At 69.9% G+C, this 25,055-nt stretch carries 22 protein-coding genes; 12 read left to right on the forward strand and 10 right to left on the reverse strand.

Going from position 1 to position 25,055, the window contains the following annotated elements; genetic code table 11:
* Nucleotides 1-41: 41 nt before the first annotated feature.
* Complete coding sequence (locus V5F59_RS01685) at nt 42-476, reverse strand: ion channel (RefSeq protein ID WP_393981799.1); 435 nt, start codon at nt 474-476, stop codon at nt 42-44.
* Nucleotides 477-713: 237 nt separating this feature from the next.
* Here V5F59_RS01685 and typA point away from each other — a divergent pair, with 237 nt between their 5' ends.
* On the forward strand, nt 714-2,543 hold the full coding sequence (gene typA / locus V5F59_RS01690; RefSeq protein WP_393981801.1) for a translational GTPase TypA: 1,830 nt from the start codon (nt 714-716) through the stop codon (nt 2,541-2,543).
* A 70-nt stretch (nt 2,544-2,613) separates the two neighbouring features.
* Here the strand turns inward: typA and V5F59_RS01695 are convergent, their stop codons facing one another.
* Nucleotides 2,614-3,720 (reverse strand): NAD(P)/FAD-dependent oxidoreductase, encoded by a 1,107-nt coding sequence (locus tag V5F59_RS01695; RefSeq protein WP_393981803.1) that lies wholly within the window; start codon nt 3,718-3,720, stop codon nt 2,614-2,616.
* Between the two features lie 143 nt (nt 3,721-3,863).
* On the opposite strand from V5F59_RS01695, the gene V5F59_RS01700 reads away from it, so the two are divergent.
* Genes V5F59_RS01700 through V5F59_RS01715 form a run of 4 tightly spaced genes read left to right on the forward strand, consistent with a single transcriptional unit; the run spans nt 3,864 to nt 7,222 of the window.
* Nucleotides 3,864-4,241: a gamma-butyrobetaine hydroxylase-like domain-containing protein gene (locus V5F59_RS01700; RefSeq protein WP_393981805.1), complete on the forward strand. Its 378-nt coding sequence runs from the start codon at nt 3,864-3,866 to the stop codon at nt 4,239-4,241.
* Nucleotides 4,238-5,974, forward strand: coding sequence for a fumarate reductase/succinate dehydrogenase flavoprotein subunit (locus V5F59_RS01705; RefSeq protein ID WP_393981807.1), 1,737 nt, complete (start codon nt 4,238-4,240; stop codon nt 5,972-5,974). Before V5F59_RS01700 ends, V5F59_RS01705 begins: the two co-directional genes overlap by 4 nt.
* 31 nt (nt 5,975-6,005) lie before the next feature.
* Complete coding sequence (locus V5F59_RS01710; RefSeq protein ID WP_393981809.1) at nt 6,006-6,239, forward strand: 4Fe-4S dicluster domain-containing protein; 234 nt, start codon at nt 6,006-6,008, stop codon at nt 6,237-6,239.
* A gap of 8 nt (nt 6,240-6,247) precedes the next feature.
* Nucleotides 6,248-7,222, forward strand: coding sequence for a HEAT repeat domain-containing protein (locus tag V5F59_RS01715; protein WP_393981811.1), 975 nt, complete (start codon nt 6,248-6,250; stop codon nt 7,220-7,222).
* Nucleotides 7,223-7,312: 90 nt separating this feature from the next.
* Here V5F59_RS01715 and V5F59_RS01720 read toward each other — a convergent pair whose 3' ends face one another.
* Nucleotides 7,313-8,332, reverse strand: a complete 1,020-nt coding sequence (locus V5F59_RS01720) for a TRAP transporter substrate-binding protein (RefSeq protein WP_393981813.1) — start codon at nt 8,330-8,332, stop codon at nt 7,313-7,315.
* A 245-nt stretch (nt 8,333-8,577) separates the two neighbouring features.
* Between V5F59_RS01720 and V5F59_RS01725 the strand changes: the two genes are divergently transcribed.
* From V5F59_RS01725 to glpK, 6 genes are all read left to right on the forward strand, one after another.
* A complete protein-coding gene (locus V5F59_RS01725; protein ID WP_393982121.1) occupies nt 8,578-9,444 on the forward strand; it encodes an IclR family transcriptional regulator in 867 nt (288 codons plus the stop codon).
* Nucleotides 9,445-9,521: 77 nt separating this feature from the next.
* Nucleotides 9,522-11,171 (forward strand): acyl-CoA synthetase, encoded by a 1,650-nt coding sequence (locus V5F59_RS01730; RefSeq protein ID WP_393981815.1) that lies wholly within the window; start codon nt 9,522-9,524, stop codon nt 11,169-11,171.
* A gap of 120 nt (nt 11,172-11,291) precedes the next feature.
* A complete protein-coding gene (locus V5F59_RS01735; protein ID WP_393981817.1) occupies nt 11,292-12,053 on the forward strand; it encodes an SDR family NAD(P)-dependent oxidoreductase in 762 nt (253 codons plus the stop codon).
* Between the two features lie 32 nt (nt 12,054-12,085).
* Nucleotides 12,086-12,847: an SDR family NAD(P)-dependent oxidoreductase gene (locus V5F59_RS01740; RefSeq protein WP_393981819.1), complete on the forward strand. Its 762-nt coding sequence runs from the start codon at nt 12,086-12,088 to the stop codon at nt 12,845-12,847.
* 153 nt (nt 12,848-13,000) lie between these two features.
* Nucleotides 13,001-14,506 carry a glycerol-3-phosphate dehydrogenase gene (gene glpD / locus V5F59_RS01745; RefSeq protein WP_393981821.1) on the forward strand — a complete coding sequence of 502 codons (1,506 nt, stop codon included), beginning with the start codon at nt 13,001-13,003 and terminating at the stop codon, nt 14,504-14,506.
* 22 nt (nt 14,507-14,528) lie between these two features.
* Complete coding sequence (glpK, locus tag V5F59_RS01750; RefSeq protein WP_393981823.1) at nt 14,529-16,016, forward strand: glycerol kinase GlpK; 1,488 nt, start codon at nt 14,529-14,531, stop codon at nt 16,014-16,016.
* A gap of 138 nt (nt 16,017-16,154) precedes the next feature.
* Here the strand turns inward: glpK and V5F59_RS01755 are convergent, their stop codons facing one another.
* On the reverse strand, nt 16,155-18,038 hold the full coding sequence (locus V5F59_RS01755) for a TRAP transporter large permease (protein ID WP_393981825.1): 1,884 nt from the start codon (nt 18,036-18,038) through the stop codon (nt 16,155-16,157).
* Between the two features lie 473 nt (nt 18,039-18,511).
* Between V5F59_RS01755 and V5F59_RS01760 the strand changes: the two genes are divergently transcribed.
* Nucleotides 18,512-19,216: an SDR family oxidoreductase gene (locus V5F59_RS01760; RefSeq protein WP_393981827.1), complete on the forward strand. Its 705-nt coding sequence runs from the start codon at nt 18,512-18,514 to the stop codon at nt 19,214-19,216.
* A 344-nt stretch (nt 19,217-19,560) separates the two neighbouring features.
* On the opposite strand, the gene V5F59_RS01765 is transcribed toward V5F59_RS01760, so the two are convergent.
* The 6 genes from V5F59_RS01765 to V5F59_RS01790 form a co-directional block, all read right to left on the reverse strand.
* Nucleotides 19,561-20,868, reverse strand: a complete 1,308-nt coding sequence (locus V5F59_RS01765) for a dicarboxylate/amino acid:cation symporter (protein ID WP_393981829.1) — start codon at nt 20,866-20,868, stop codon at nt 19,561-19,563.
* A 55-nt stretch (nt 20,869-20,923) separates the two neighbouring features.
* Complete coding sequence (locus V5F59_RS01770; RefSeq protein WP_393981831.1) at nt 20,924-21,733, reverse strand: bestrophin-like domain; 810 nt, start codon at nt 21,731-21,733, stop codon at nt 20,924-20,926.
* Nucleotides 21,734-21,900: 167 nt separating this feature from the next.
* Nucleotides 21,901-22,698 (reverse strand): 3-oxoadipate enol-lactonase, encoded by a 798-nt coding sequence (gene pcaD / locus V5F59_RS01775; protein ID WP_393981833.1) that lies wholly within the window; start codon nt 22,696-22,698, stop codon nt 21,901-21,903.
* Between the two features lie 35 nt (nt 22,699-22,733).
* On the reverse strand, nt 22,734-23,768 hold the full coding sequence (locus V5F59_RS01780; RefSeq protein WP_393981835.1) for a cyclase family protein: 1,035 nt from the start codon (nt 23,766-23,768) through the stop codon (nt 22,734-22,736).
* A 142-nt stretch (nt 23,769-23,910) separates the two neighbouring features.
* The gene (locus V5F59_RS01785; RefSeq protein ID WP_393981837.1) at nt 23,911-24,636 is read right to left on the reverse strand and encodes an SDR family NAD(P)-dependent oxidoreductase; all 726 of its coding nucleotides are present in this window, start codon (nt 24,634-24,636) and stop codon (nt 23,911-23,913) included.
* Nucleotides 24,633-24,935 carry a YciI family protein gene (locus tag V5F59_RS01790; RefSeq protein WP_393982122.1) on the reverse strand — a complete coding sequence of 101 codons (303 nt, stop codon included), beginning with the start codon at nt 24,933-24,935 and terminating at the stop codon, nt 24,633-24,635. The genes V5F59_RS01785 and V5F59_RS01790 overlap by 4 nt, the downstream gene beginning before the upstream one ends.
* Nucleotides 24,936-25,055: the final 120 nt, after the last annotated feature.

A 25,055-nucleotide genomic window follows, 5' to 3' on the forward strand; every position in this document is an offset into this window, starting at 1 on the left:
CCTCGCGGCGGCGCCACTATAGCGCGGGCCGGCCGCCCCGCTTACTGCAAATGCAGGATGCGCAGCGCCCGCGACAGCACCGCGAACAGCACGGCGGTGGACCAGCCGAACAGCAGCATGCCGTTCGCCGCCGTGATGGGGCCGAGCACCCGCCAGGGCGGCGCGGGCAGGATGTCGCCGTAGCCCAGCGTCGTGAAGTTCACGAAGGCGAAGTAATAGGCGTCCGTTTCCTTGATGACCCCGAGCAGGGCGTACATGAAGGCCCAGACCGCCACCTCGAGGAAATGCGCGAGGGTCAGCGTCACGCCGGCCACGCCCATGACGATGATGAGCGTGATGATCTTGCGCCGGGGCGAGAAATGGCGCGCCGAGATGCGGCCGAACTTGACCACCGCCACGGTTGCCAGCGCCTGGATGGCGATGGTCGTCATGCTGATGAGGGCCCCCACCAGGAACTCGCCGTCCAGAAACCACACCGCCGCGTTCTCCCGCTGGAGCCTGTCCCGTCCTGCCGCCACCGTTCGCCCAACCCGGACGCAGGTGCAAGCGGACGCTGCGGAATGTGCGCGCCGGCGAGGGGCGCGGACGGGGCCGGCTTCGCGTGATTTGCGCGGCGCGCATTGATCTTGATCGGTTTGTGTGTATTTTGCGCCGCAAAATCCCATTCCGGCGGGCCCGAGGTATTCGGACCCGCGTTTTTGTGCTGGACCCCCATGAAGCTGCGCAACATCGCCATCATCGCCCACGTCGACCACGGCAAGACCACCCTGGTGGACGAGCTGCTGAAGCAGTCGGGGTCCTACCGCGAGAACCAGCGCGTGGCCGAGCGCGTGATGGATTCCAACGACCTGGAAAAGGAGCGTGGCATCACCATCCTCGCCAAGGCCACCTCGGTGGTCTGGAAGGACACGCGCATCAACATCGTCGACACCCCCGGCCACGCCGACTTCGGCGGCGAGGTGGAGCGCATCCTGAACATGGTGGACGGCGCCATCGTGCTCGTGGACGCCGCCGAGGGCCCCATGCCGCAGACCAAGTTCGTGGTCGGCAAGGCGCTCAAGATCGGCCTCAAGCCCATCGTCGCCATCAACAAGGTGGACCGCTCCGACGCCCGGCCGACCGAGGTCATCAACGAGGTGTTCGACCTGTTCGCGGCGCTCGACGCCACCGACGAGCAGCTCGATTTCCCGATCCTCTACGGCTCCGGCCGCAGCGGCTGGATGGCCGATAGCCCCGAGGGTCCGCAGGACCAGGGCATGGCGCCCCTGTTCGATCTGGTCCTGAAGCACGTCCCCGCGCCGACCGTGAATGACGGCCCGTTCCGCATGATCGGCACGCTGCTGGAGGCGAACCCCTTCCTCGGCCGCATGATCACCGGGCGCATCACCTCCGGCACCCTGAAACCGAACCAGGCGATCAAGGTGCTGGCGCAGGACGGCTCCCTGGTGGAGCAGGGCCGCGTGTCCAAGATCCTCGCCTTCCGCGGCCTCGAGCGCCAGCCCATCGAGGAAGGCGTGGCGGGTGACATCGTCGCCATCGCCGGCCTCTCCAAGGGCACGGTGGCCGACACCTTCTGCGCGCCCGAGGTGACCGAGCCGATGGCGGCCCAGCCCATCGACCCGCCCACCGTGACCATGACGTTCATCGTCAACGATTCGCCGCTCGCCGGCACCGAGGGCGACAAGGTGACGAGCCGCGTCATCCGCGACCGCCTGCTGCGCGAGGCCGAAGGCAACGTGGCGCTCAAGATCGAGGAATCCTCCGAGAAGGACTCCTTCTTCGTGTCCGGCCGCGGCGAGCTCCAACTCGCGGTGCTGATCGAGACCATGCGCCGCGAGGGCTTCGAACTCGCCGTGTCGCGGCCGCGCGTGGTGTTCCAGAAGGACGAGGCCACCGGCCAGACCCTGGAGCCCATCGAGGAAGTCCTCATCGACGTGGACGAGGAATATTCCGGCACCGTGGTGCAGAAGATGAGCGAGCGCCGCGCCGAGATGGTGGAGATGCGCCCCTCCGGCGGCAACCGCCAGCGCCTGGTGTTCTACGCCCCCACCCGCGGCCTCATCGGCTACCAGTCGGAGCTGCTCACCGACACCCGCGGCACCGCCATCATGAACCGCCTGTTCCACGACTATGCCCCGTACAAGGGCGAGATCGCCGGCCGGGTGAACGGCGTGCTGATCGCCAACGAGCAGGGCGAGGCGGTGGCCTATGCCCTGTGGAACCTGGAAGACCGCGGGCCGATGATCATCGAGCCGGGCTGGAAGGTGTACCAGGGCATGCTGGTGGGCATCCACAACCGGGACAACGATCTCGAAGTGAATGTCTTGAAGGGCAAGAAGCTCACGAACATCCGCACCACCTCGAAGGACGAGGCGGTGCGCCTCACCCCGCCGATCCGCATGACGCTGGAGCGCGCGCTGGCCTGGATCCAGGACGACGAACTGGTTGAGGTCACGCCGAAATCCATCCGCCTGCGCAAGCGCTACCTCGATCCCAACGAGCGCAAGCGCAAGGAGCGCGAGCGCGAGAGCGAGATGGCCTGATTCAAGGCTTTTTCAGCTGACATCGTCCAACGTCAGGGCCGCCCGCAAGGCGGCCCTTTCGCTTTTCCGCTCACCCTTTGTCCACCACCTCCAGCACCTTGTCGGCGATGGCGAGGCAGGAGGTGAGGCCCGGCGATTCGATGCCGAACAGGTTCACGAGCCCTGCCACGCCATGGGTTTCCGGCCCCTGGATGGCGAAGTCCGGCGCCCTGCCGTCCACCCCCGGGATCTTGGGGCGGATGCCGGCATATCCCGGGGACAGATCCGCTTCCTCCACGTCCGGCCAGTAGCGGCGGATCGACGCCATCATGGCGGCCTTGCGGGTGGGGTCGACCTGGTAGTTCTGCACCGTCACCCATTCCACGTCTGGTCCGAACCGGCCCTGTCCGGCGAGGTCGAGGGTGAGGTGGGTGCCGAGCCCGCCCGCCTCCGGCACCGGGTAGATGAGACGGGAGAAGGGCACCTTGCGGGAGCAGGTGAAGTAATTGCCCTTCGCCATGGTCTCCTCGGGGATGAGGTGGGGAGGCATCCCGTTGATTTTCCTTGCCAATGCGGGGGCGTCGAGGCCGGCGGAATTCACCAGGAGACGGCAGGAGAGGGCGAGCGGCTCCGCTCCGCCGGTGCGTATTTCGATGCCGCCGGAGACCGCATCCGCCCTTTCGAGCGGCGCATTCAGCGCCAGCATGCCGCCGGCCGCCTCCATGTCTCCCAGCAGCGCCAGCATGAGGCCGTGGGAATCGACGATGCCCGTGGAGGGGGAGAGCAAGGCGGCATGGACGTCGAGCGCCGGCTCCAGCGCCTTCGCCGCAGCTCGATCCAGCAGCCTCAAGTCATTGACACCATTTGTGTCTCCGGTCTTCGCGAGCTTCTCGAGATAGGCGGCTTCGGTGTCCGTCCCGGCGACGATGAGCTTACCGATGGCCTTGTGGGCGACCCCATGGCCGGCGCAGAAGGCATAGAGCGCGTGCCGGCCCTTCACGCACAGCTCCGCCTTGAGGGAGCCCGGCTCGTAATAGATGCCGGCGTGGATCACCTCCGAATTGCGGGACGAAGTGCCGGTGCCGATGGCGTCCGCCTGCTCGATCAGCACCACCTCCCGCCCTTGCAGCGCAAGGGCCCGGGCCACGGCGAGGCCCACCACCCCGGCCCCGACCACGATGCATTCCGCCTGTTCCATGGGTCCGTCCGCCTCTCCGTCCGCGCGGGACGATAGTGCGCCCGCGCGCGGCTGCGTAGCGGTTTGCGCGACGGGTTCTGGAAGTGCTCCAGCCAGCAACTAGTTGCTATCGGCCCCGGGCGGCGCGATGTCCAATCGGCTCCATGATGACGTCCGCCCCGACAGCAGACCCCGTGGACCCCGTCCCGCAGATCGAGGAAATCCGCCTCGGCAAGGACCGGCGCAGCCTCGATATTGCCTTTTCCTGCGGGCCGGCGCCCGCCTTCCGGGCCAGATTGTCGGCGGCGACGTTGCGCGCCGCATGCCGCTGCGCCCCGTGCACCGCCGCCCGGGCGCAGGGCTGGTTCGAGGCCGACGTCTCCGGCATCACCCTCGCCGACATCGCGCCCTTCGGGGCGCACGGTCTCAACCTGACCTTCTCCGACGGCCACGCGCGGGGGGTCTTTCCCTTCGCCTATCTCGCCGCGCTCGCGGCGACCGGCGCGGCCGGCGCAACCGGGATTCCAGAGGTGACCCTATGAGCGACATCAAGACCGAGATCGTCGAAACCGACATCCTTGTCATCGGCGGCGGCACCGGCGGGCCCATGGCGGCCATCAAGGCCAAGGAGAAGAACCCCTCCCTCAAGGTCGTGCTGATGGAGAAGGCCAATGTGAAGCGCTCCGGCGCAGTCTCCATGGGCATGGACGGGCTGAACAACGCCGTCATCCCCGGCTACGCCACGCCCGAGCAGTATGTGAAGGAGATCACCGTCGCCAACGACGGCATCGTCCACCAGAAGGCGGTGATGGCCTATGCCACCGGCTCCTACCCGATGATCCAGTATCTGGATTCCATCGGCGTGAAGTTCGAGAAGGACGGCTCCGGCGAGTACAACGTGCGCAAGGTGCACCACATGGGCACCTATGTGCTGCCCATGCCGGAGGGCCACCACGTCAAGAAGGCGCTCTACCGCCAGCTGCGCAAGCACCAGGTGCTGGTGACCAACCGCTACATGGCGACCCGCCTCCTCACCGCGCCGGACGGCCGCATCGCCGGCGCCATCGGGGTGAACACCCGCACCGGGGAGTTCCTGGTCATCCGCGCGAAAGCCGTGGTGCTGGCCTGCGGCGCCGCCGGCCGCCTCGGCCTGCCGGCCTCGGGCTATCTGTTCGGCACCTATGAGAATCCGGCCAACTGCGGCGACGGCTATGCCATGGCCTATCACGCGGGGGCGGGCCTCGCGAACCTCGAGTGCTACCAGATCAACCCGCTGATCAAGGACTATAACGGCCCGGCCTGCGCCTACGTCACCGGCCCGTTCGGCGGCTACACCGCCAACAACAAGGGCGAGCGCTTCATCGAGTGCGACTACTGGTCGGGCCAGATGATGAAGGAGTTCTATTCCGAGCTGCAGAGCGGCAATGGCCCGGTCTTCCTCAACATGACCCACCTCGCCGAGGAGACCATCTCCGAGATCGAGACCATCCTGCACTCCAACGAGCGGCCCTCGCGCGGGCGCTTCCACGAGAAGCGCGGCACCAACTACCGCGAGAAGATGGTGGAGATGCACATCTCGGAAATCGGCTTCTGCTCGGGCCACTCGGCGTCCGGCGTGTGGGTGGACGAGAACGCCCGCACCACCGTCTCCGGCCTCTATGCCGCCGGCGACATGGCGAGCGTGCCGCACAATTACATGCTCGGCGCCTTCGTGAACGGCGGCATCGCCGGCCAGGACGCGGCGGACTATTGCGCGGCGACAGACCTCCCCGCCTACGACCCGGCGGACATCGCCCGCGAGCAGGAGCGCGTGATGGCGCCCACCCGCCGCGACGACGGCCTGACCCCGTTCGAGATGGAATACAAGGCCCGGCGCCTGGTGAACGACTATCTCCAGCCGCCGAAGGTGACGGCCAAGTACAGGATCGGCCAGGCCCGCCTCGCCGAGGTGCGCGACGACCTCTCCGCGCTGTGCGTGAAGGACCCGCATGAGCTGATGCGGGCGCTGGAGCTGCAATCCATCCTCGACTGCGCCGACATGGCGGCGGCCGCCTCGCTCTACCGCACGGAGAGCCGCTGGGGCCTCTACCACTGGCGCGTCGACCACCCGGCCACCGACAACGAGAACTGGTTCTGCCACACCCTCCTCTACAAGGACGAGCTCGGCCGCATGGCGCACAGGAAGCGCGCCGTGGACCCTTATGTGGTCGAGATCGATGCGGACGAGATGGGCGCCTACCACCAGCTGCGCACTCCGGCCATCGCCGCCGAGTGAGCCCTCCCGCCAGACATTCCGGAGCTGCCCCATGCCTTTCGCCAACCACATGACCTCGGTGCCCGTGACCGTCGATGACGACAAGTGCATCGCCGAGAAGGGCTGCCGCGTCTGCATCGACGTGTGCCCCCTTGACGTGCTCGCCATCAACCCCGCCTCGGGCAAGGCGCACATGAAGTACGACGAGTGCTGGTACTGCATGCCGTGCGAGGTGGACTGCCCCACCGGCGCGGTGAAGGTCGAAATCCCCTACCTGCTGCGGTGAGGCGCGCCATGCCCATCTTCGACGATTTCGACGACGACCTCGATGCGGTGGCGGAGCGCGCGCGCGACGCCGATCCCGGCATCCGCCGCGTCGCCATGCTGGGGCTGGCGGAAAGCGTGGACCCCGGCGCGGCGGACCTGCTGCTCGCCGGGTTGAAGGACGCGGATGCCGGCGTCCGCGAGGCGGCGGCCAAGTCCCTCGACGAGCATTCCGGCCTTCCCGTCGCGCTCGGCCTCATCGCGGCGCTGGATGACGCGGTGGAGGCGGTGCGCCTCGCCGCCGCCGAGAGCCTCGCCGACAAGAAGGAGCCGGCCTCGGCTCCGCGCCTCATCGAGCGGGCGCAGGAGACGGGCGGCCCCCTGAGCGCCTTCGTGCGGGCCTCATCGCTCAGGGCCCTGCGCGACATGCAGGACGCTTCCGCCATGCCGGTGGCGCTCGCCGCGCTCACCGATCCGGACATGGGGGTGCGCCGCGAGGCGCTCGGCGTGCTCGGCTATCTGAAGGCCGATGCGGCGCTGCCGGCTCTGCTGCTCGCCGCCACCGATCCCGAGCCGGCGGTGCGACGCGCTGTGATGGCGGCCCTCGTCTTCGTGCGGAGCGGCACGGCCGGCGTGCCCGCGCTCATCGCCGGCCTCGCCGACGGCCACTGGCAGGTGCGCGAGGAGGCGGCCTTCTCCATCGGCAAGGCGAAGATCCTGGAGGCGGTGGACCCGCTGATGGCCGCGGCCAACGACGATGCCTGGCAGGTGCAGGCCAAGGCGGTGAACGCCCTCGGCAAATTGAAGGCGCGCGCCGCGGTGCCGGTGGTGGCGGAGGCGCTCGGCCACACGCTTTCCAACGTGCGGAAGGAGGCAGCCGCAGCACTGGGCGAGATCGCCGACCCGGCCGCCGTGGGCGCGTTGGAGGCGGCCTATGACGATCCGGATCCCGACGTGCGCAAGCTGGTCCGCTGGGCCCTCGATCGCTGCCGCGCCGCGGCCTGAGCGATACCGCACAAAGAAAATCCCGGCCATCGGACGACGATGGCCGGGATTTCGTGTTTCTGCGGTTTCCCGGTTTTCCCGGGGAATGGCTCAGGAAAGCGGGCCGGTGTACTTCTCGAGCGTGGCCCAGGCCTCGTCGCCATACTTGCCCTTCCACTCGGCGTAGAAGCCGGCCTTGCGCAGCTGCTCGCGGAAGCTGTCCACCTTCGGCTCGTTGAAGGCGAGGCCCTTCTCCGAAAGCTCCTTGCGCAGGGTGTTGTTGAGGGCGAACACGTCGTCGCGCTGCTTCAAGCCCGCCGCGTTGATGTTGTCGGCGACGATGGTGCGCAGATCCTCCGGCAGCGCCTGGAAGGCCCGCCGGTTGGCGAGGAACCAGAAGCCGTCCCACATGTGGTTGGTGAGCGAGCAGTACTTCTGCACCTCGTACAGCTTCGCCGTGGAGATGATGGCGAGGGGATTTTCCTGGGCGTCCACCGTGCGGGTCTGCAGGGCGGTGTAGACCTCGGCGAAGTTGAGGCTCGCCGGGGCGCTGTCGAACGCCTTGAACATGGAGGTCCACAGCGGGGAGACCGGCACGCGGATCTTCAGGCCCTTGAGGTCGGCCGCGGTCTCGATGGGCTTGGTCGAGGTGGTGATCTGGCGGAACCCGTTGTCCCAGATCTTGTCCATGGCGATGATGCCGGCCTTGGCGATCTGCCCGCGCACGTAGGCGCCGAGCTCTCCGTCCATGGCCTTCCACACGCTCGCATAGTCCGGGAAGGCGAAGCCGATGCCGCTGATGGAGGCGTTGGGCACGAGGGTGGAGAGGATCAGCGGCGAGAGGGTGAAGAATTCGATGCCGCCCGAGCGCAGCTGGCTCAGCATGTCCGTGTCGCCGCCGAGCTGGCTCGAGGGGAAGATCTTGATCTCCACCCGGCCCTTGGTCTCGGCCTTGATCTTCTCGGCCATCTCCTGCGCGCGCACGTTCATGGGATGCGTGACGGGCAGGTTGTTGGCGTATTTGTAGGAGAATTCGGCGCTCTGGGCCCGCGCGACGAACGGCGCGAACACGCCCCCCGCCAGCGCGGTGGCGGCGCTCGCCTGCAAAAGGGTGCGACGGGTCAGCGACATCCTCGATGCTCCTCCTTGTGCGGTCCTGCGGACCTGTTTCCGATTGGGTCCAATATGTGGACCTCTTTTCCCAGGCCCATGCTGGCCCGCTTGTGGGATTTTCGCAAGAGCATTATGGTCCCGCCAGACGCTGCGTTGCGGCGATCTCAACGAAATCAACATCTAGGTCCATATACTGGATCATGGGAGAGAGCGTGGGACGGCACCCGAAGCCCCCGCATGCCCGCGTCGGCACCCGGCCCGAGATGGTGTCCGAGGCTGTCGCCGACGCTGCGGCCGGGGGGACGCAGAGCATCGAGCGCGCCATCGCGCTGCTCCTGATGGTGGGGCGCGCCGCTCCCGCAGGGGCGCGGCTGGCGGATCTCGTGGCGCAGTCGGCCCTGCCCAAGCCCACCGTACGGCGCGTGCTGCTCGCCCTCGTGCGCACGGGCCTTGTCGACCAGGACGAGGTGACCCGGCGCTATCACATCGGGCCCGAGGCCTATGTGCTGGGCACCCTCGCCGGCACGCGATTCGGCATCCACGCGCTGGCCCTGGACGGCCTCGCCCGCATCGCCCGCACGAGCGGCGATTGCGCCTTCCTCTCCGTGCCGCGCGGTGCTTTCTCGGTCTGCCTGCACCGGGAGGAGGGGACGTTTCCCATCCGCACCCATGTTCTTCAGGCCGGCGACCGGCATCCCCTCGGCATCGGCGCGGGCGGCCTCGCCCTGCTGGCGGCCCTGCCGGATGAGGAGGTGGAGCAGATGCTCGCGGCCAATGCGGAGGCACTGGAGACCCAGTATCCCGGCTATTCCGTCGCGATGCTGCGCGACGCCGTCGCCGACACGCGGGCGCGGGGGTATGCGCTCAATCCCGGGCTCTATGTGGCCGGTTCCTGGGGCATCGGCATGGTCGTGCTGGGGCCGGATCGGCGCCCGGTGGGGGCCTTGTCGCTCGCCGCCATCGAGAGCCGGCTGACGACGGAGCGGCAGGCGGAGCTCGTGCCGTTGCTGAAGCGCGAGGCCGAGGCGCTGGAGGCGCATCTGCGCCGCCCTCCGGTCGAGAAGGCCGTCACCGCACGACCCTCGCTGCCACGCGCTGCCGGCCGGGCCGTCGCCAAGGCCGATCCCTGATGCGGTCCCGGCCGCGCTCCTTTCAAACCGAAGCCTTCGCCGCGCCCCTCGGCCGGCCGTCCCGTCCGGAGTGATCCATGTCCGTCGCCAAGCCTTCCCCCGCCTCCGCCGCGCCGAAGGGCGGTGTCGCCCGCTCCAGCCGGCGGGTGATGAACCTGTCCCATTTCCTGCGTCAGGCGGCGCGGCGCCTGCCTGAGCACATCGCCTTCGTCGAGGGCGCGCGCACCCTCACCTGGGCGCAGATGGACGCGCGGGTGGATGCCATGGCGGCGGAGCTCGTTGCGCGCGGCATCGCCAAGGGCGACCGCATCCTCGTGCAGTCCAAGAATTGCCTCGAGATGTTCGAGAGCATGTTCGCCACCTTCCGCATCGGTGCGGTGTGGGTGCCCACCAACTTCCGCCAGACGCCCTCCGAGGTCGCCTATCTCGCCTCTGCCTCCGGTGCGACGGCCATGATCTGCCACCGGGACTTTCCCGAGCACGTCGTCGCCGCGCGGGCCGAGGCGCCCGCCATCTCCACCGTGATCGCCATCGGCGCTGCCGACTTCGGGCCGGACTACGACGCCCTCGTGGCGGCCCGCCTCGGCGAGAAGGTGCGGGTGGCGGATGTGGAGCACGACGACCCGTGCTGGTTCTTCTTCACCTCCGGCACCACGGGGCGCCCGAAGGCGGCGGTGCTGACCCACGGCCAGATGGCCTTCGTCATCACCAATCATCTGTGCGACCTGATGCCCGGCACCACCGAGGCGGACGCCGCCCTGGTGGTGGCGCCGCTTTCCCACGGGGCGGGCGTGCACCAGCTGGTGCAGGTGGCGCGGGGCGTGAAGACCGTCCTCCTGCCCTCCGAGCGGTTCGACGCGGCGGAGGCCTGGCAGCTGATCGAGACATGGCGCGTGACCAACATGTTCACGGTGCCCACCATCACCAAGCTGCTTACCGAGCACCCGTCCGTGGACCAGTTCGACCATTCCTCCCTGCGCTACGTGATCTATGCCGGCGCGCCCATGTACCGGGAGGACCAGAAGTTCGCCTTGAAGAAGCTCGGGAAGGTCTTGGTGCAGTATTTCGGCCTCGGCGAGGTCACCGGCAACATCACGGTGCTGCCGCCCCGCCTGCACGAGGCCGAGGACGGCCCGAACGTGAGGATCGGCACCTGCGGCTTCGAGCGCACGGGCATCGAGGTGCAGATCCAGAACGACGCGGGCGAGGAGGTCCAGCCCTTCGAGACGGGCGAGATCTGCGTCTGCGGCCCGGCCGTGTTCGCGGGCTATTACGACAATCCGGAGGCCAACGCCAAGTCGTTCCGTGACGGCTGGTTCCGCACCGGCGACCTCGGCCACATGGACAATGAGGGCTTCGTCTACATCACCGGCCGGGCCTCGGACATGTACATCTCCGGTGGCTCGAACGTCTATCCGCGCGAGGTGGAGGAGAAGGTCCTCACCCATCCGGCGGTGGCCGAGGTGGCCATCCTGGGCGTGCCCGATGCCATGTGGGGCGAGGTCGGCGTCGCCGTGTGCGTGCTGCGCGAGGGGGCGAGCCTCACGGAAGAGGAGCTGGTGGCCTTTCTCGACGGCAAGGTCGCCCGCTACAAGCTGCCCCGGCGCGTGCATTTCTGGGAGGCGCTGCCCCGCAGCGCCTACGGCAAGATCACCAAGAAGATGGTGCGGGAGGCGCTTTCCGAGCGCGGGCTCATCGACACCCCGCCGCCCGCCCGCTCCGCCTGAGTACCGTGCCGGATCTCCGCGATCCGGACGGCGGATCTGCACCTCAGTCTCTGAAATAAAACGTCGCCCGAACGTCCGGCTGGGCCGGTCGATCGGAGCGTGTCCCAAGGGAGAAGCGTCGTGAGCAAGACCGGCAGCGTCATCGTGACGGGAGGGGCCTCCGGCATCGGCCTCGCGGTGGTGGAGGAACTGCTGAACGAAGGCTGGCGCGTGGTCGCCGCCGATGTGGTGCCGGCCAATATCGAGACGGCCCGCGCCGCGCTTTCCGCCTTCGGCGACAGGGTGAGCTTCGAGCTGATGGACGTCTCCGACGAGGCGCAGGTGAGCGATGTGGTCGCCCGTGCCGCCCGCGATTCCGGTCCGCTGAAGGGCGTGGTGAACTCCGCCGGCATCGCCCGCGACATCCCCGCCCTCGAGACCTCGGCGGAGGTGTTCCGGAAGATCCTCGACGTGAACCTCATCGGCACCTTCCTGGTGGCGCGCGAGGCGGCGAAGGTGATGAAGGAGACGGGCGGCGGCTCCATCGTCAACATCGCCTCCGTGTCCGGCCTGCTCGGCAACCTCGGGCGTTCCGCCTATGGTTCGTCCAAGGGCGGCGTGGTGATGCTCACCAAGATCCTGGCGGTGGAGTTCGCGGCCTTCAACATCCGCGTCAATGCCATCGCCCCCGGCCCGGTGGAGACGCCGCTGGTGAAGGCGGTGCACACTGACGAGGCCCGCGCGGTCTGGACCGACCGCGTCCCCCTGCGCCGCTATGCCCAGCCTTCCGAGATGGCCGGCGCCATCGCCTTCCTGCTGGACGAGGCCAAATCCTCCTATGTGACCGGCCAGACCATCGCGGTGGACGGCGGCTTCACCGCCGGCGGGCTGATCGGCCTGTGACGGACCGGAGCGAAACGGGGGCGGAGGGGGCCGTGGCGCAGACGGGCAGCGTGATCGTGACGGGCGGGGCATCGGGCATCGGCTTCGCGGTGGCGGAGGACCTGCTGCGGCAGGGCTGGCGCGTGGTGGTGGTGGATCTGCTCGCGGAGAACCTCTCCCGTGCCGGCGCCGCGCTTTCAGCCCATGGCGATGGCGTGCGCCTCCAGCAGGCGGACATTGCCGACGAGCCCCGGGTGGAAGCCCTGGTCGCCCGCATCGCCGCGACCTTCGGCCCTCTCAAGGGCGTCGTGAACTGCGCCGGCATCGCCCGCGACGTGCCGGCGCTGGAGACCTCGGTGGCGTTGTTCCGGAAGATCCTCGACGTGAACCTCATCGGCACCTTCCTGGTGGCGCGGGAGGCGGCGAAGGCCATGAAGGAGACGGGCGGCGGCTCCATCGTCAACATCGCATCCATCTCCGGGCTCAAGGGCAACCTGGGGCGGTCGGCCTATGGCGCGTCCAAGGGCGGGGTGGTGATGCTCACCCGGATCCTTGCCGTGGAGCTCGCGCCCTTCGGCATCCGCGTGAATGATGTCGCTCCCGGCCCGGTGGAGACGCCCCTGGTGCGCGAGCTGCTCACGCCCGAGACCCGCGCGGGCTGGATGAGGACCGTGCCCCTGCGCCGCACCGCCGCGCCGGATGAGATCTGCGGCGCCGTCGCCTTCCTCCTCGACGAAGCCCGGTCCTCCTATGTGACCGGCCAGACCATTGCGGTGGACGGTGGCTTCACCGCCGGCGGGCTGATCGGGCTCTGAAGGCGGCTGCGCAAAGCGCGTTGACGTTGCCGCAGGGCAAGGCATCGTCAGCATCGGAGGACGCGCTGATTCCCGGTCGCGGCCCCGGAGCGTGATCCGGGCAAATTGAATCCGTTTGCCCGGTGAAACGCCCTCCAACCCTGAGAGGCGGCGATGGGGGACAACGCGCGCGTCTTCGACCTCGCCGTGATCGGCGGCGGCATCAACGGTTGTGGCATCACGCGGGATGCGGCGGGGCGCGGCCTGTCCGTGGTGCTGTTCGAGAAGGCGGACCTGGCGTCGGGCACCTCCTCTGCATCCACCAAGCTCATCCATGGCGGGCTGCGCTATCTTGAATATTGCGAGTTCCGCCTGGTGCGGGAGGCGCTGGCCGAGCGGGAGGTGCTGTGGGGCATCGCCCCCCACATCGTCTGGCCATTGCGCTTCGTGCTGCCGCACCATCCGGGCCTGCGCCCGGCGTGGCTGCTGCGCCTCGGCCTGTTCATCTACGACCATCTCGGCGGCCGCCGCCTGCTGCCGCCCACCCGCACGCTGGATTTGCGGCGTGATCCGGCCGGGGCGCCACTGAAGCCGGAACTGGTGCGAGGCTTTGAATATTCCGATTGCTGGGTGGAGGATTCCCGCCTCGTGGCGCTCAACGCCCGGGACGCGGCGGAGCGCGGGGCCGACATCCGCACGCGCACGCAGGTGGTGGACGCCCGGAGGGCGGAGGGCTGCTGGGTCATCACGTCCGAGGTGGCGGGGCGCCGGGAGGAGGTGCGGGCCCGCGTCCTGGTGGATGCCGCCGGGCCCTGGGCGGGGGACGTGCTCGACGTGCTGAAGGTGAAGGCGGCGGCGCACGTGCGGCTGGTGCAGGGCAGCCACATCGTGGTGCGGCGGCTTTATGCCCATGACCGTTGCTACATCTTCCAGAACGGGGACGGGCGCATCATCTTCGCCATTCCGTACGAGACCGACTTCACCCTCATCGGCACCACCGACCGGGACTATTCCGGCCGGCCGGAGGACGTGGCGGCGAGCCCCGAGGAGGTGGCCTATCTGTGCGCGGCGGCGAGCGAATACTTCGCCGCCCACATCACGCCGGCGCAGGTGGTGTGGACCTATTCCGGGGTGCGCGCCCTCTATGACGACGGCGCCCCGGCGGCGCAGGCGGCGACCCGCGACTATGTGCTCGCCCTCGACGCGCCGGAGGGCGGGGCGCCCTTGCTGTCCGTCTTCGGCGGCAAGATCACCACCTATCGCCGGCTGGCGGAAGCAGCCCTGGAGCGCCTGGCGCCGCATCTGCCGGCCATGGGCGAGCCCTTCACCGGATCGGCGCCGCTGCCCGGCGGCGGGTTCCCCCGCCAGGGCTTCGAGCATCTGGTGAAGGCCTTGCGCACCGCCTTTCCGGCGCTCGACCCGGCGTTGCTCAAGCGTCTTGCCCGGGCCTACGGCACCTGCGCCTTCCACCTGCTCGACGGGGTGCGGGAGGAGGAGGATCTGGGCGACTGGTTCGGCGCCCATCTGTGCGCGCGGGAGGTGGACTGGCTCATGGACCGGGAATGGGCCATGACCGCCGAGGACGTGCTCTGGCGCCGCTCGAAACTCGGATTGCGCACGGCCCCGCAGGAGGCGGCGGTCCTCGACGCTTATATGGCCGCCCGCCGCGCCGGAGGCTGAACAAGAACAACGGGAGGGACCATTGGCCGCCTATATCCTCGCCATCGACCAGGGCACCACCTCCTCGCGGGCGCTGCTGGTGCGGCCGGACGGCTCCGTCGCCGCCTCGGCGCAGCAGGAGCTGCCGCAGCATTTCCCCGCCTCGGGCCAGGTGGAGCAGGAGGCGGAGGACATCTTCGGTACGGTCCTTTCCTGCTGCCGGCAGGCGCTGGACAAGGCGGGTGCCGCGGCCGCCGACATCGCCGCCATCGGCATCACCAACCAGCGCGAGACCACGCTGGTGTGGGAGCGGGCGACGGGCCGCGCCATCCATCGCGCCATTGTCTGGCAGGACCGGCGCACGGCGGATGCCTGCGCCCGCCTCGAGGCGGACGGCCATGGCGCGCTGGTACGCGCACGCACCGGGCTCGTCATCGACCCGTATTTCTCCGCCACCAAGATCGCCCACATCCTCGACGCCGTTCCGGGCGCGCGGGCGCGGGCGGAGCGGGGGGACCTCGCCTTCGGCACGGTGGACAGCTTCCTGCTGTTCCGCCTCACCGGCGGCCGTGTGCACGCCACCGATGCCACCAACGCGGCCCGCACCCTGCTGTTCGACATCCACACGGGGGCGTGGGACGCGGACCTCCTCGCCGTGTTCGGCGTGCCGGCGGCCCTGCTGCCGGAGGTGCGCGACTGCGCGGCGGATTTCGGCGTGACCGATCCGGCGCTGTTCGGCGGGCCCATCGTGGTGCGGGGCATGGCGGGGGACCAGCAGGCGGCGATGGTGGGGCAGGCGTGCTTCGCCCCCGGCATGGTGAAGTCCACCTACGGCACCGGCTGCTTCGCCCTCCTGAACACGGGGGAGACGCCGGTCGCCTCCCGCAATCGCCTGCTCACCACCATCGCCTACCAGATCGGCGGCAAGCGCACCTATGCGCTGGAAGGCTCCATCTTCGTCGCCGGCGCGGCGGTGCAGTGGCTGCGCGACGGGCTGAGGATCATCGCGCAGGCGGGTGACAGCGACCGCCTCGCGGCGGGGGCGGACGAGACGCAGGACGTGATCCTGGTGCCGGCCTTTGTGGGGCTCGGCGCGCCGTATTGGCGGCCGGAGGTGCGGGGCGCGCTGTTCGGCCTCACCCGCGGCACCGGGCCGGCGGAGCTCGCCCGCGCGGCGCTGGAGAGCGTGTGCTTCCAGACCTGCGATCTCATCGACGCCATGCATGCCGACTGGCCCGGCGCCGGCGCCGCGACGGTGCTGCGGGTGGACGGGGGCATGACCGCCTCGGATTACACCATGCAGCGGCTCGCCGATCTCATCGGCGCGCCGGTGGACCGGCCGGCGGAGAAGGAGACCACGGTGATGGGCGCGGCCTATCTCGCCGGGCTGTCGTGCGGCTTCTTCCCGCCGCCGGAGGCATTCGCGGCGCGCTGGCGGCTGGACCGCAGGTTCGCTCCCGCCATGACGGGGGAGGCGCGGCAGGCCCGCCTCGCAGCCTGGCGCGACGCGGTGGGCCGGCTGACGGCCTGATCCCCGGCGGCGATGCGTGCGGGCATGGTGTCGGCCGGTGAGCTTGGCTCATCGGCCGTTGGTCAAGCCCGCGCGGCGCTTGAGCGGTTCACGGCGCGGATGCGCCGGCCTCCGCGCGCCCTGGGAGATCGCCGTCGCCTACCTCAGGAAACCGATGGAGATCCACGGCACGGCGGCGACGACGATGGTGCCGATGAGGAGCGCCAGCATGTAGGCGAGGATGGGCTTCATGCCCTCCGCCGGTTCCACCCGGCCGATGACGCAGGCGGCGTAATAGCCCACCCCGAAGGGCGGGGCGAACAGGCCGATGCCCATGGCCAGGATGACCACCATCGCGTAGTGCACCTCGTGGATGCCCACGGCGCGGGCGATGGGGAACAGCAGCGGCCCGAACAGCACGATGGCGGGAATGCCCTCCAGCACCGAGCCGAGGATCACGAAGGCGACGATGGACACCGCCATGAAGGTAACGGCGCCGCCCGGCAGGCCCTTCATGGCTTCCGCCAGCGCGTGAGAGAAGCCCGACTGGGTGAGGCCCCAGGCCATGCCGGTGGCGGTGCCGATGATGAGCAGGATGGCGCCCGAGAGGCAGGCCGTGTCCACCAGCATGGGCTTGAGGCGCCGCCAGTCGAACTGGCGGTAGACGATGAGGCCCACGGCGATGGAATAGAAGATGCCGATGGTGGACACTTCCGTCGCGGTGGCGACGCCCTCCACCACCGCGGCGCGGATCACGAACGGCAGGGCCAGCGCCGGAAAGGCGATGACGAGGGTGCGGCGGATCTCGGCGCCGGTGGCCTTGCGCACGCCGGAGAGGTCTTCCCCCCGGTAGCGGTGCCACACCACGAAGCCGAGCGTGAGGGCGAGCACCGCGCCCGGCAGGAGCCCGCCGGTGAACAGAGCGGCGATGGACACGCCGGTGACCGAGCCGATGGTGATCAGCACGAGGGAGGGAGGGATGGTCTCGGTCTGCGCGCCGGTGGCGGAAAGCAGAGCGACGAGGTCGCCGGGCTTGGCGCCGCGCGCCTTCATCTCCGGGAACAGCACGGGGGCGACCGCCGCCATGTCGGCCGCCTTGGCGCCGGAGATGCCGGAGACCAGGTACATGGCGCCGATGAGCACATAGTGCAGGCCACCGCGCACATGGCCGAGCAGGCTGGCGAGGAAGCCCACCATGGCCTTGGCCATGCCCGTCATCTCGATGAGCAGGCCGAGGAAGACGAACAGCGGCACGGCAAGCAGGATGATGTGGCTCATGCCCTCGTCCATGCGGCCCACCAGCACCATCAGCGGCGTGCGGGTGGTCAGCGCCAGATAGCCGAAGATGGAGAGGCCGAACGCGAAGGCGATGGGGATTCCCGCCAGCACGCAGGCCGCCACGATGCCCACGAAGAAGATGAGCAGATTGTAGTTGCCGAGCTGGCGGAACACCGGCTCCAGCGCCCAGAAGGCGGCACACAGCGCCGCCACCGTGGCGAGCGCGGCCAGTGTGTTCGCGGGCGACTTCATCCGCACCAGGCGCAGCACCGCGAAGGCGATCATGAGCCCGAGGCCCACCGGCAGCGCCGCGGCGCGCCAGATGTTGGGGATCTCCAGCGCCGGGGTGGTGATGAAGATCTCCTCATGGGCGTATTCCGCCGCCGACGGCAGCAGGAAAATGAGGAACGCCAAGGCCGCGCCGATGGCCGCCACGTCCAGGAAGGCGCGTATGCGCGGCGGGGCGCTGCCCACGAGGGCGGTCATGCGCATGTGCTCGTTGCGGCGCAGGGCCACCACGGCGCCCAGCATGGCAAGCCAGAGGAACAGGATGGAGGCGAGCTCGTCCGACCACACCAGCGGCCGGTGCACGACGAAACGGGCGATCACGCCGGCGAACAGGATCACCACCTCGGCGGCCACGAGCAGCGCCACCGCGACTTCCACGATGGTGCCGAGCACGGCGTCGATGCCGGCGGCGATCCGGTTGAGGAGGCCGCGGGGCAGGTCCGCGTCGGCATCGGCGGGCCGGTCCAGGGCGATCATGCGCGGCTCCTCGCCTCGGGGCGGATGGGGGCCGCGGCGCCGGCCATGACAGGTGCGGCGGGGATCCAGCCGGCTGCGAGCCGGCTGCCGTGAGCCGTTTCCATAAGCGCCCTCCGGGAACCTGCGGTTCCGTACGTTTCCAATATAAGGTCCATATGGTGGACCGTGTTTGTTTTCTGGACCCTGCCGCGGGGGTGAGGCGGGGTCTTGCCGGGCCCCGGCCTGCGACCGGCATCTGTCCTTAATGAGCGAATTCCGGCAGGGGTTGTCAACCGCTGTCCCGGCCCGCCGCGCCGCCGGCGCCGTCAGTCCACATCATGGAACATTCCCCCCGTTCGCCCCGGGCGGCCCCCGGGAGTGACGTTGCGTCGCGCGGTGGATTTCCGCGGCGAAATATGCGGAAACCGGTGGGCGCGCGCGCCGGCCCGTCCCGGCCTTCCGGGCGATGCCGCCAGAAAGCACAGGGAACGCCAATGATACAGGACAAGGTCGCGGTGGTGACAGCGGGCGGATCGGGCATGGGCGCCGCCTCGGCCCGGCGCCTGGCGCGGGACGGCTACAAGGTGGCCATCCTCTCCTCCTCCGGCAAGGGCGAGGCGCTGGCGCAAGAGCTTGGCGGCATTGGCTTTACCGGCTCCAACCAGTCCCCGGACGACCTCGCCGCGCTGGTGGACACGGTGATGGCCCGCTGGGGCCGCATCGATGTGCTGGTGAACAGCGCCGGGCACGGGCCGCGGGATTCTATCCTCGCCATCACCGACGATCAGTGGCACCAGGGGATGGACACCTACCTGCTCAACGTGATCCGGCCGACCCGGCTCGTCACTCCCGTCATGGTGGCGCAGAAGGGCGGGGCGATCGTGAACATCTCCTCCGCCTGGGCGTTCGAGCCCACCGCGCTGTTCCCCACCTCGGCGGTGTTCCGGGCGGGGCTCGCGGCCTTCACCAAGATCTTCGCCGACACCTACGCCGCCGAAAACGTGCGCATGAACAACGTGTTGCCCGGATGGATCGACAGCCTGCCGGCGACCGGGGAGCGCCGCGACGCCGTGCCGATGCAGCGCTACGGCACCAGCGAAGAGATCGCCGCCACCGTCGCCTTTCTCGCTTCCGAGGGCGCCGGCTACATCACCGGCCAGAATCTCAAGGTGGATGGCGGGCTGATGCGCTCGGTCTGATCGCTTCGGGAGGTTCGGCGGTTTCGGCGCCTTCGGCATCAGGAGGCGCCGGCGTCCGCCCGCGCCGCCGCGGGAGCGAAATCCGGGCGCCGGCAAAGGCTTGGCCGCTCTCGCCTCGGTCCCGCTCCGGCGTCGGCTTTGAGGCCTTCGCCTGAAGGGCATCAACCTGCCGTTCCCGGTCGCGCCGGAACGGTGCATTTAACGCGCGATATACGTGAAATGTGCCGCTCTGCGAGGCCTTGCTCAGGCCGAAGCAGCATCGTCGTCGCAGTGGTATCGGGCGGCTCCGGCGGGTGCGCAGGCCGGACGGGGCCGCCCGCGACCGGGCACCTCCGCCGGCCACCTCACACCACGGGAGGCGGCGCGTGGGGAAGCCCCGCCGCCTGCTCCTCCTCCGCCGCGGTCCGGTCCAGCACCGCCGTGAGCCGCGCCAGGTCGAGCTGCCCCTCCCAGCGGGCGACGACGAGGGTCGCCACCGCATTGCCGACGAAGTTGGTGAGGGAGCGGCACTCGGACATGAAGCGGTCGATGCCCAGCAGCAGGGCGATGCCGGCGAGCGGGATGTCCGGCACCACCTGCAGCGTCGCGGCGAGGGTGATGAAGCCACCGCCCGCGACGGCGCCCGCCCCCTTGGAGGTGAGCATGGCCACCGCGAGGATGGTCAGCTCCTGCTGGAGGCTCAGTGGGGTGTTCGTCGCCTGGGCGATGAACAGGGTGGACAGCGTCATGTAGATGTTGGTGCCGTCCAGGTTGAAGGAATAGCCGGTGGGCACCACGAGGCCGACGACGGATTTCGGCGCGCCCGCCGCCTCCAGCTTGCGCATCAGGGCCGGCAGGGCGCTCTCCGAGCTGGAGGTGCCGAGCACGATCAGGAGCTCCTCGCGGATGTAGCGCAGCAGCTTGAAGATGTTGAACCCCACCACCCGCGCGATGGTGCCGAGCACCACCACCACGAACAGGATGGCGGTGAGGTAGAAGGTGGCGATCAGCTCGGCGAGGTTGCCGATGGATTTGAGCCCGTAGGCGCCGATGGTGTAGGCCATGGCGCCGAACGCTCCCACCGGCGCTACTCGCATGACGATGGCGACGATGCCGAAGACCAGCTTCTCCGCTTTGCGCACGGCCCTGAGGATGGGCTCGCCCTCCTCGCCGAGGGCATTGAGGGCGAAGCCGGCGAGGACCGACACCAGCAGCACCTGCAGGATCTCCCCGCTGGTCAGGGCGCTCACCAGCGTCTCCGGCACGATGCGCAGGATGAAATCCGTGGTGGAGGAATGGGCGGCCTGGGAGGCGAAGCTGCTCACCGCCTTGGTGTCGAGGGTCGCCGGGTCCACGTTGAAGCCGTCGCCGGGGCGCAGGGTCCGCCCGACGATGAGGCCGACGAGGAGGGCGAAGGTGGAGACCACCTCGAAATAGAGCAGCGCCTTGCCCCCCACGAGGCCGACGCGCTTCACGTCGCCCATGGCGGCGATGCCCGCCACCACGGTGCAGAACACCACGGGCGCGATGATCATCTTCACCAGCTTGATGAAGCCGTCGCCGAGCGGCTTCATCGCCTCGCCGAGGTGCGGGTAGACGACGCCGAGCACGACGCCCGCCGCCACCGCGCACAGCACCTGAACGTAGAGCACCTTGTAGAACGGCTTGCGCATCGTGCATCCCTCCCGCGTCTTGCGGTTCTGTCTCCCTCGGCGGCGGCCCGGGGCGTCAGCCGGGGCGGGCGGGCGCCGGGGGCGCGGGGACGGCGGGGCAGGGCTCCGCCGCCATGCGCTGCAGCAGCCGGACCACCGGGCCGGGCGGCACCCGGATGGGGCCGGCGAAGGGCTCGCCCATCTCCGCCACCAGGAAGATGGCGGCGGAAATGCCGGCCATGGCAAGCACGTGCCCCGCCATCACCAGCGGATTGCGCGGGGCGAAGACGCCCACATAGAGAAAGATAAGCGTGAACCAGCAGATCACCACCACGATGAAGGCGACGGGCGTGGCCGTGCGGGCGACGCCGGAGACCTTCCAGCGGAACTCCACCAGCTGCTGGGACAGGGACAGGAGGCTGCCGCGCAGCTGCTTCTCATCGTCGGTGGCGGGCGCCAGCGCCCGCAGCGCGCCGTCGAAGCGCAGCAGCACCTTCAATGCCGGGTCCGCGCCGCCGGCGGGCGAGAGGCCGGGGTCTTCGGACCAGGTCTCGGCGATGAGCCGCCTGCCGTAGTCCTGCAGGGTGAGGCGGGCCGGGCAGGCAGGGGCGCCGAAGCTCAACAGCTCCAGGTCGGTCATCTGGAGGGCCGCGGCGTACTTCTGGACGTCGGAATAGGCCTCGCTGAAATTGTAGCGGGCGGAATTCACCATCAGGCCAAGGAGCAGGGAGGACATGGTGGCGACCAGGGCCATGCCCGCCTTCAGGCTCTTGACCGATCCCTCGGCGAGCCACGCCTCGGGCAGGCGCCGCGCCAGCAGCATGCCGACCGCCCCGGCCGTGACCATCGCCACGAAGGCCGCCAGCGTGGGAATCCAGGCGTTCATGCTGCTGCGTCCCGCGCTGCCGGCGCTCCATGGCTGGAGCGCGCTCCGATCAGATTGCCCCAATCTGATCGGATGACCAGTTGTCTAGCGCGCCCGCGGCCGCCCGCCAAGCTCCGGACCGGGCGGCGGGCCGCCTTTGCCGGTCTGCCGCAAGGGCAGGTGCGGCATCAGCCCGCCAGATGCGCGAGGAGGAGGCGGGCCAGGGTCTCCGGCTGCTCCACGCAGGGAATGTGGGAGGCGTCGGCGATCACCGCGAGGCGGGCGCCGGGGATGGCGGCGGCCAGCGCCTCGGCGGCGGCGGGGGGCGTGGAGGGGTCCTTGTCGCCCACCACCACGAGGGTCGGCGCTTTGATGCCCGCGGCCGAGCCGGTGAGGTCCGCGTCGCGCACCGCCAGGGCGCAGCCGACATAGCCCTCCAGCGTGGTGCGGGCCACCATGTTGGCGTAGCCGCGCACGATGTGCGGCACCCGCTCGCGGAAGCCGTCGGTGAACCAGCGCGCCATCACCCCCGGGGCGATGGCGGGAAGGCCGTCGCGGCGGATGCCGGCGATGCGCTCGTTCCACACGGAGGCGGGGCCGATCCGCATGGCGGTGTCGCACAGCACCAGCCGGTCCACCCGCGCCGGCGCATGGGCCGCCAGATGCTGGGCCACCATGCCGCCGATGGAGAGGCCGCACACATGGGCCTTGCCGATGCCGAGGGCGTCGAGCAGCGCCAGCGCGTTTCCGGCGAGGCCGGCGATGGAATAGCCGGTGGCCTCGTCGGGCAGCGGGGCGGCGTCGGAGAGGCCGTGGCCGGGCATGTCGTAGCGCAGCACGCGGAAGCGGGAGGTGAGCGCCGGCATCACCGCGTCCCACACCGGGAAGCTGGTGCCGAGCGAGTTGGCGAGGAGGAGGACCGGCGCGTCCGCCGCCCCTTCCAGGGCATAGTGGGTGGTGCGGCCGTCAAGGGCGAGGAAGGGCATCCGGGTCTCCGGGGAGAGAGGTCGCGCGCCGCGCGTCACACGGTGGCGATGGGGGTGACAGGAGAGCCCACCGCGCCGGGCAGGCGCAAGGGCGGAGCGGTGAGGAGGAAGCGGCTGCGGCCCGCCGCGCGCAGATGGGCGGCCAGATCCGTGAGCCACCACAATTCGCCCAGCGGCAGGCCGAGCTTGAACAGGCAGTGGTGGTGCAGCGGCATCACCGCATGCTCGGGCCGCGCCGCCGGCCGGGCGGGCAGGGCTTCCACGGCATAATTGTCGGCGGCGAGGGCGGCGATGCCGCTGTCGCTGATCCACTGGAGGAGGCGCTCGTCCCGCCCGTCGAGCACGCCGCAGGCATTGGCGAGCACGTCCGGGTCCGGCGCGCCGTCCGCGCGCATCACCACGGCGGCGAAGCCGGTATGGAGGCACAGGATGTCGCCCGTCTCCACCGCGACGCGGTCGGCCTCCAGGACGTGCATGAGGTCGTCATGGCCGACGATCCGCCGCGCCTCGCCGAAATGGTGGGCGAGATCGACGAGCACGCCGCGGCCCTGCACGCCGTGCACCGCCTGCGTCTCGATGCCGAGCTTGCGCGCCCCGACCGGGATGCCGCGCATGGCCGCCTCGCGCGGGCCGATGGTGTCGATGCCGGCGCGGAAGCCGTTGTAATAGACCGGCTCGGCCACCCCGTCGCCGTCGGCGTCGAACATGGCGCCCACATGGGCCAGCGAATCCCACTGGGTGGAATACTGGAGGGTGATCTCCACCTTGTCGTCGCTCACCACGTCCAGCAGCCCGGCCTCGTCGTGGCAGAGGCACTGGTTGTAGCGGGGCTTCTCCGCCGGGCCGGTGGCGGCGAGCACGGGCGGGCCGCGGCGCGGGTTCAGCGCCTTGCCGCCCGGCCGGTCGAGGGGCAGGGAGAGGCAGAAGGTCCGGCCCTCGCGCACCTCGGCGATGCCCTGGCGCACCTTCTCGGGGGTGACGAGGTTCAGCCGGCCGAGCTGGTCGTCCGGGCCGAAGTCGCCCCAGGTGGAGCCTTCGGGGCGCTGCACCCAGCGGGGATTCTGGCTCATGCTGCGGTCCTCACGCTGCATCCGGCTCGCGGGCCGTGGTGATCCTGCTGGTGGATGTCGCCTTCATGGGCCGGGACATGCTCCGGGCATGTCGGCCAGGGAACCTTCGGATGTGCAGGGCCATGCAGGTCCATGGCCGCCTCTACACCGCGCCCTTGCCCACCGTGATGCCGCCGCACACCGGCAGGGTCTGCCCGGTGATGAAGCCGGAGGCATCCGACAGGAAGAAGGCCACCGCCTCCGCCACGTCCTCCGGCGTGCCCATGCGGCCCACCGGGATGGCCTCCACGATGGCGCGGGTGCGCGGCGCGTCGGGCGGGTTGGCGGCGGTGAAGAGGGGGGTGGCGATGGGGCCGGGGGCGACCGCATTGACCGTGATGCCGTCCTTGCCCAGCTCGAGCGCCCAGGTGCGGGTGGCGCCCAGCAGCCCTGCCTTGCTGGATGCGTAGGCGGTGCGCAGCTCCTTGCCGTAGGCGGCGCGGCTCGACACGTTGACGACCCGTCCGAAGCGCGCCGCCCGCATGCCCTTGAGCAGCGCCTGCGTCGCCTGGATGGCGACGCCGAGGTTGAGGCGCATGACGGCGGCGAAGTCCTCCGGGGTGGTGTCGTCCAGCGTCGCCGGGCGCACCATGCCCACGTTGTTGACGAGACGGGTAACGGGGCCTTCGGCGAGCGCCTCCGCGAGGGCGGCGGCGGTGGCGGCCTCGTCCATCAGGTTCACTGCGATGACGCGGGCGGTAAGGTCCGCCGGCGGCGCCTCGCGGTCGAGCACGATCACGGCGCGGCCCGCCGCGATCTCCCGGCGCGCCACGGCAAGGCCGATGCCGCCGGCCCCGCCGGTGACGAGGGTGCGGGCAGGCGCGCTCATCGGCCGGCCTCCGGCAGGTAGCACACGCCGTCCACATAGGCCTTGCGCCAGCGGTTGATCACCACGCGCTCGAACAGGCCGGCCTTGAAGAAGGGGTCGGCGGCGATGAACGCGGCCGCCTCCGCCCGCGTCTCCAGCGCCACCACATAGAGCCCGCCGCCCGCGGCATTGCCGTCGTCGTCGAGCTTGGCGCCGCAGGCCAGCAGCAGGGCCTTGTGCGCGTCGAGGAAGGCGAGGTGCGCGTCGCGGGTCGCCGCGCGCAGGTCGAGCGTGCCCGGCTTGTCGAAGGTCTCGATCATGTAGGGCAAGGCGGGTCTCCCTTCAGAGAAACGGTGCGGGCTGTCTCATGCCGCGCCCGAAGGCCGGGCGCCAGCCCCGCCGCAGGGTGGATCCCCCGGACGAGCCGGGGATGACGGCGT

The sequence above is a fragment of the Xanthobacter nonsaccharivorans genome, assembly GCF_043194755.2.
In the GTDB taxonomy this organism is placed as follows: Bacteria; Pseudomonadota; Alphaproteobacteria; order Rhizobiales; family Xanthobacteraceae; genus Xanthobacter; species Xanthobacter autotrophicus_G.

Coding starts and splice junctions, on each gene's coding strand:
- glpD (WP_393981821.1), top strand. CDS start 13,001: ATGGGGGACAACGCGCGCGTCTTCGACCTCGCCGTGATCGGCGGCGGC.
- V5F59_RS01780 (WP_393981835.1), bottom strand. CDS start 23,768: ATGAGCCAGAATCCCCGCTGGGTGCAGCGCCCCGAAGGCTCCACCTGG.
- V5F59_RS01755 (WP_393981825.1), bottom strand. CDS start 18,038: ATGATCGCCCTGGACCGGCCCGCCGATGCCGACGCGGACCTGCCCCGC.
- V5F59_RS01710 (WP_393981809.1), top strand. CDS start 6,006: ATGCCTTTCGCCAACCACATGACCTCGGTGCCCGTGACCGTCGATGAC.
- V5F59_RS01705 (WP_393981807.1), top strand. CDS start 4,238: ATGAGCGACATCAAGACCGAGATCGTCGAAACCGACATCCTTGTCATC.
- V5F59_RS01725 (WP_393982121.1), top strand. CDS start 8,578: ATGGTGTCCGAGGCTGTCGCCGACGCTGCGGCCGGGGGGACGCAGAGC.
- V5F59_RS01700 (WP_393981805.1), top strand. CDS start 3,864: ATGATGACGTCCGCCCCGACAGCAGACCCCGTGGACCCCGTCCCGCAG.
- V5F59_RS01695 (WP_393981803.1), bottom strand. CDS start 3,720: ATGGAACAGGCGGAATGCATCGTGGTCGGGGCCGGGGTGGTGGGCCTC.
- V5F59_RS01765 (WP_393981829.1), bottom strand. CDS start 20,868: ATGCGCAAGCCGTTCTACAAGGTGCTCTACGTTCAGGTGCTGTGCGCG.
- typA (WP_393981801.1), top strand. CDS start 714: ATGAAGCTGCGCAACATCGCCATCATCGCCCACGTCGACCACGGCAAG.
- V5F59_RS01785 (WP_393981837.1), bottom strand. CDS start 24,636: ATGAGCGCGCCTGCCCGCACCCTCGTCACCGGCGGGGCCGGCGGCATC.
- V5F59_RS01790 (WP_393982122.1), bottom strand. CDS start 24,935: ATGATCGAGACCTTCGACAAGCCGGGCACGCTCGACCTGCGCGCGGCG.
- V5F59_RS01730 (WP_393981815.1), top strand. CDS start 9,522: ATGTCCGTCGCCAAGCCTTCCCCCGCCTCCGCCGCGCCGAAGGGCGGT.
- pcaD (WP_393981833.1), bottom strand. CDS start 22,698: ATGCCCTTCCTCGCCCTTGACGGCCGCACCACCCACTATGCCCTGGAA.
- V5F59_RS01760 (WP_393981827.1), top strand. CDS start 18,512: ATGATACAGGACAAGGTCGCGGTGGTGACAGCGGGCGGATCGGGCATG.
- V5F59_RS01720 (WP_393981813.1), bottom strand. CDS start 8,332: ATGTCGCTGACCCGTCGCACCCTTTTGCAGGCGAGCGCCGCCACCGCG.
- V5F59_RS01715 (WP_393981811.1), top strand. CDS start 6,248: ATGCCCATCTTCGACGATTTCGACGACGACCTCGATGCGGTGGCGGAG.
- V5F59_RS01770 (WP_393981831.1), bottom strand. CDS start 21,733: ATGAACGCCTGGATTCCCACGCTGGCGGCCTTCGTGGCGATGGTCACG.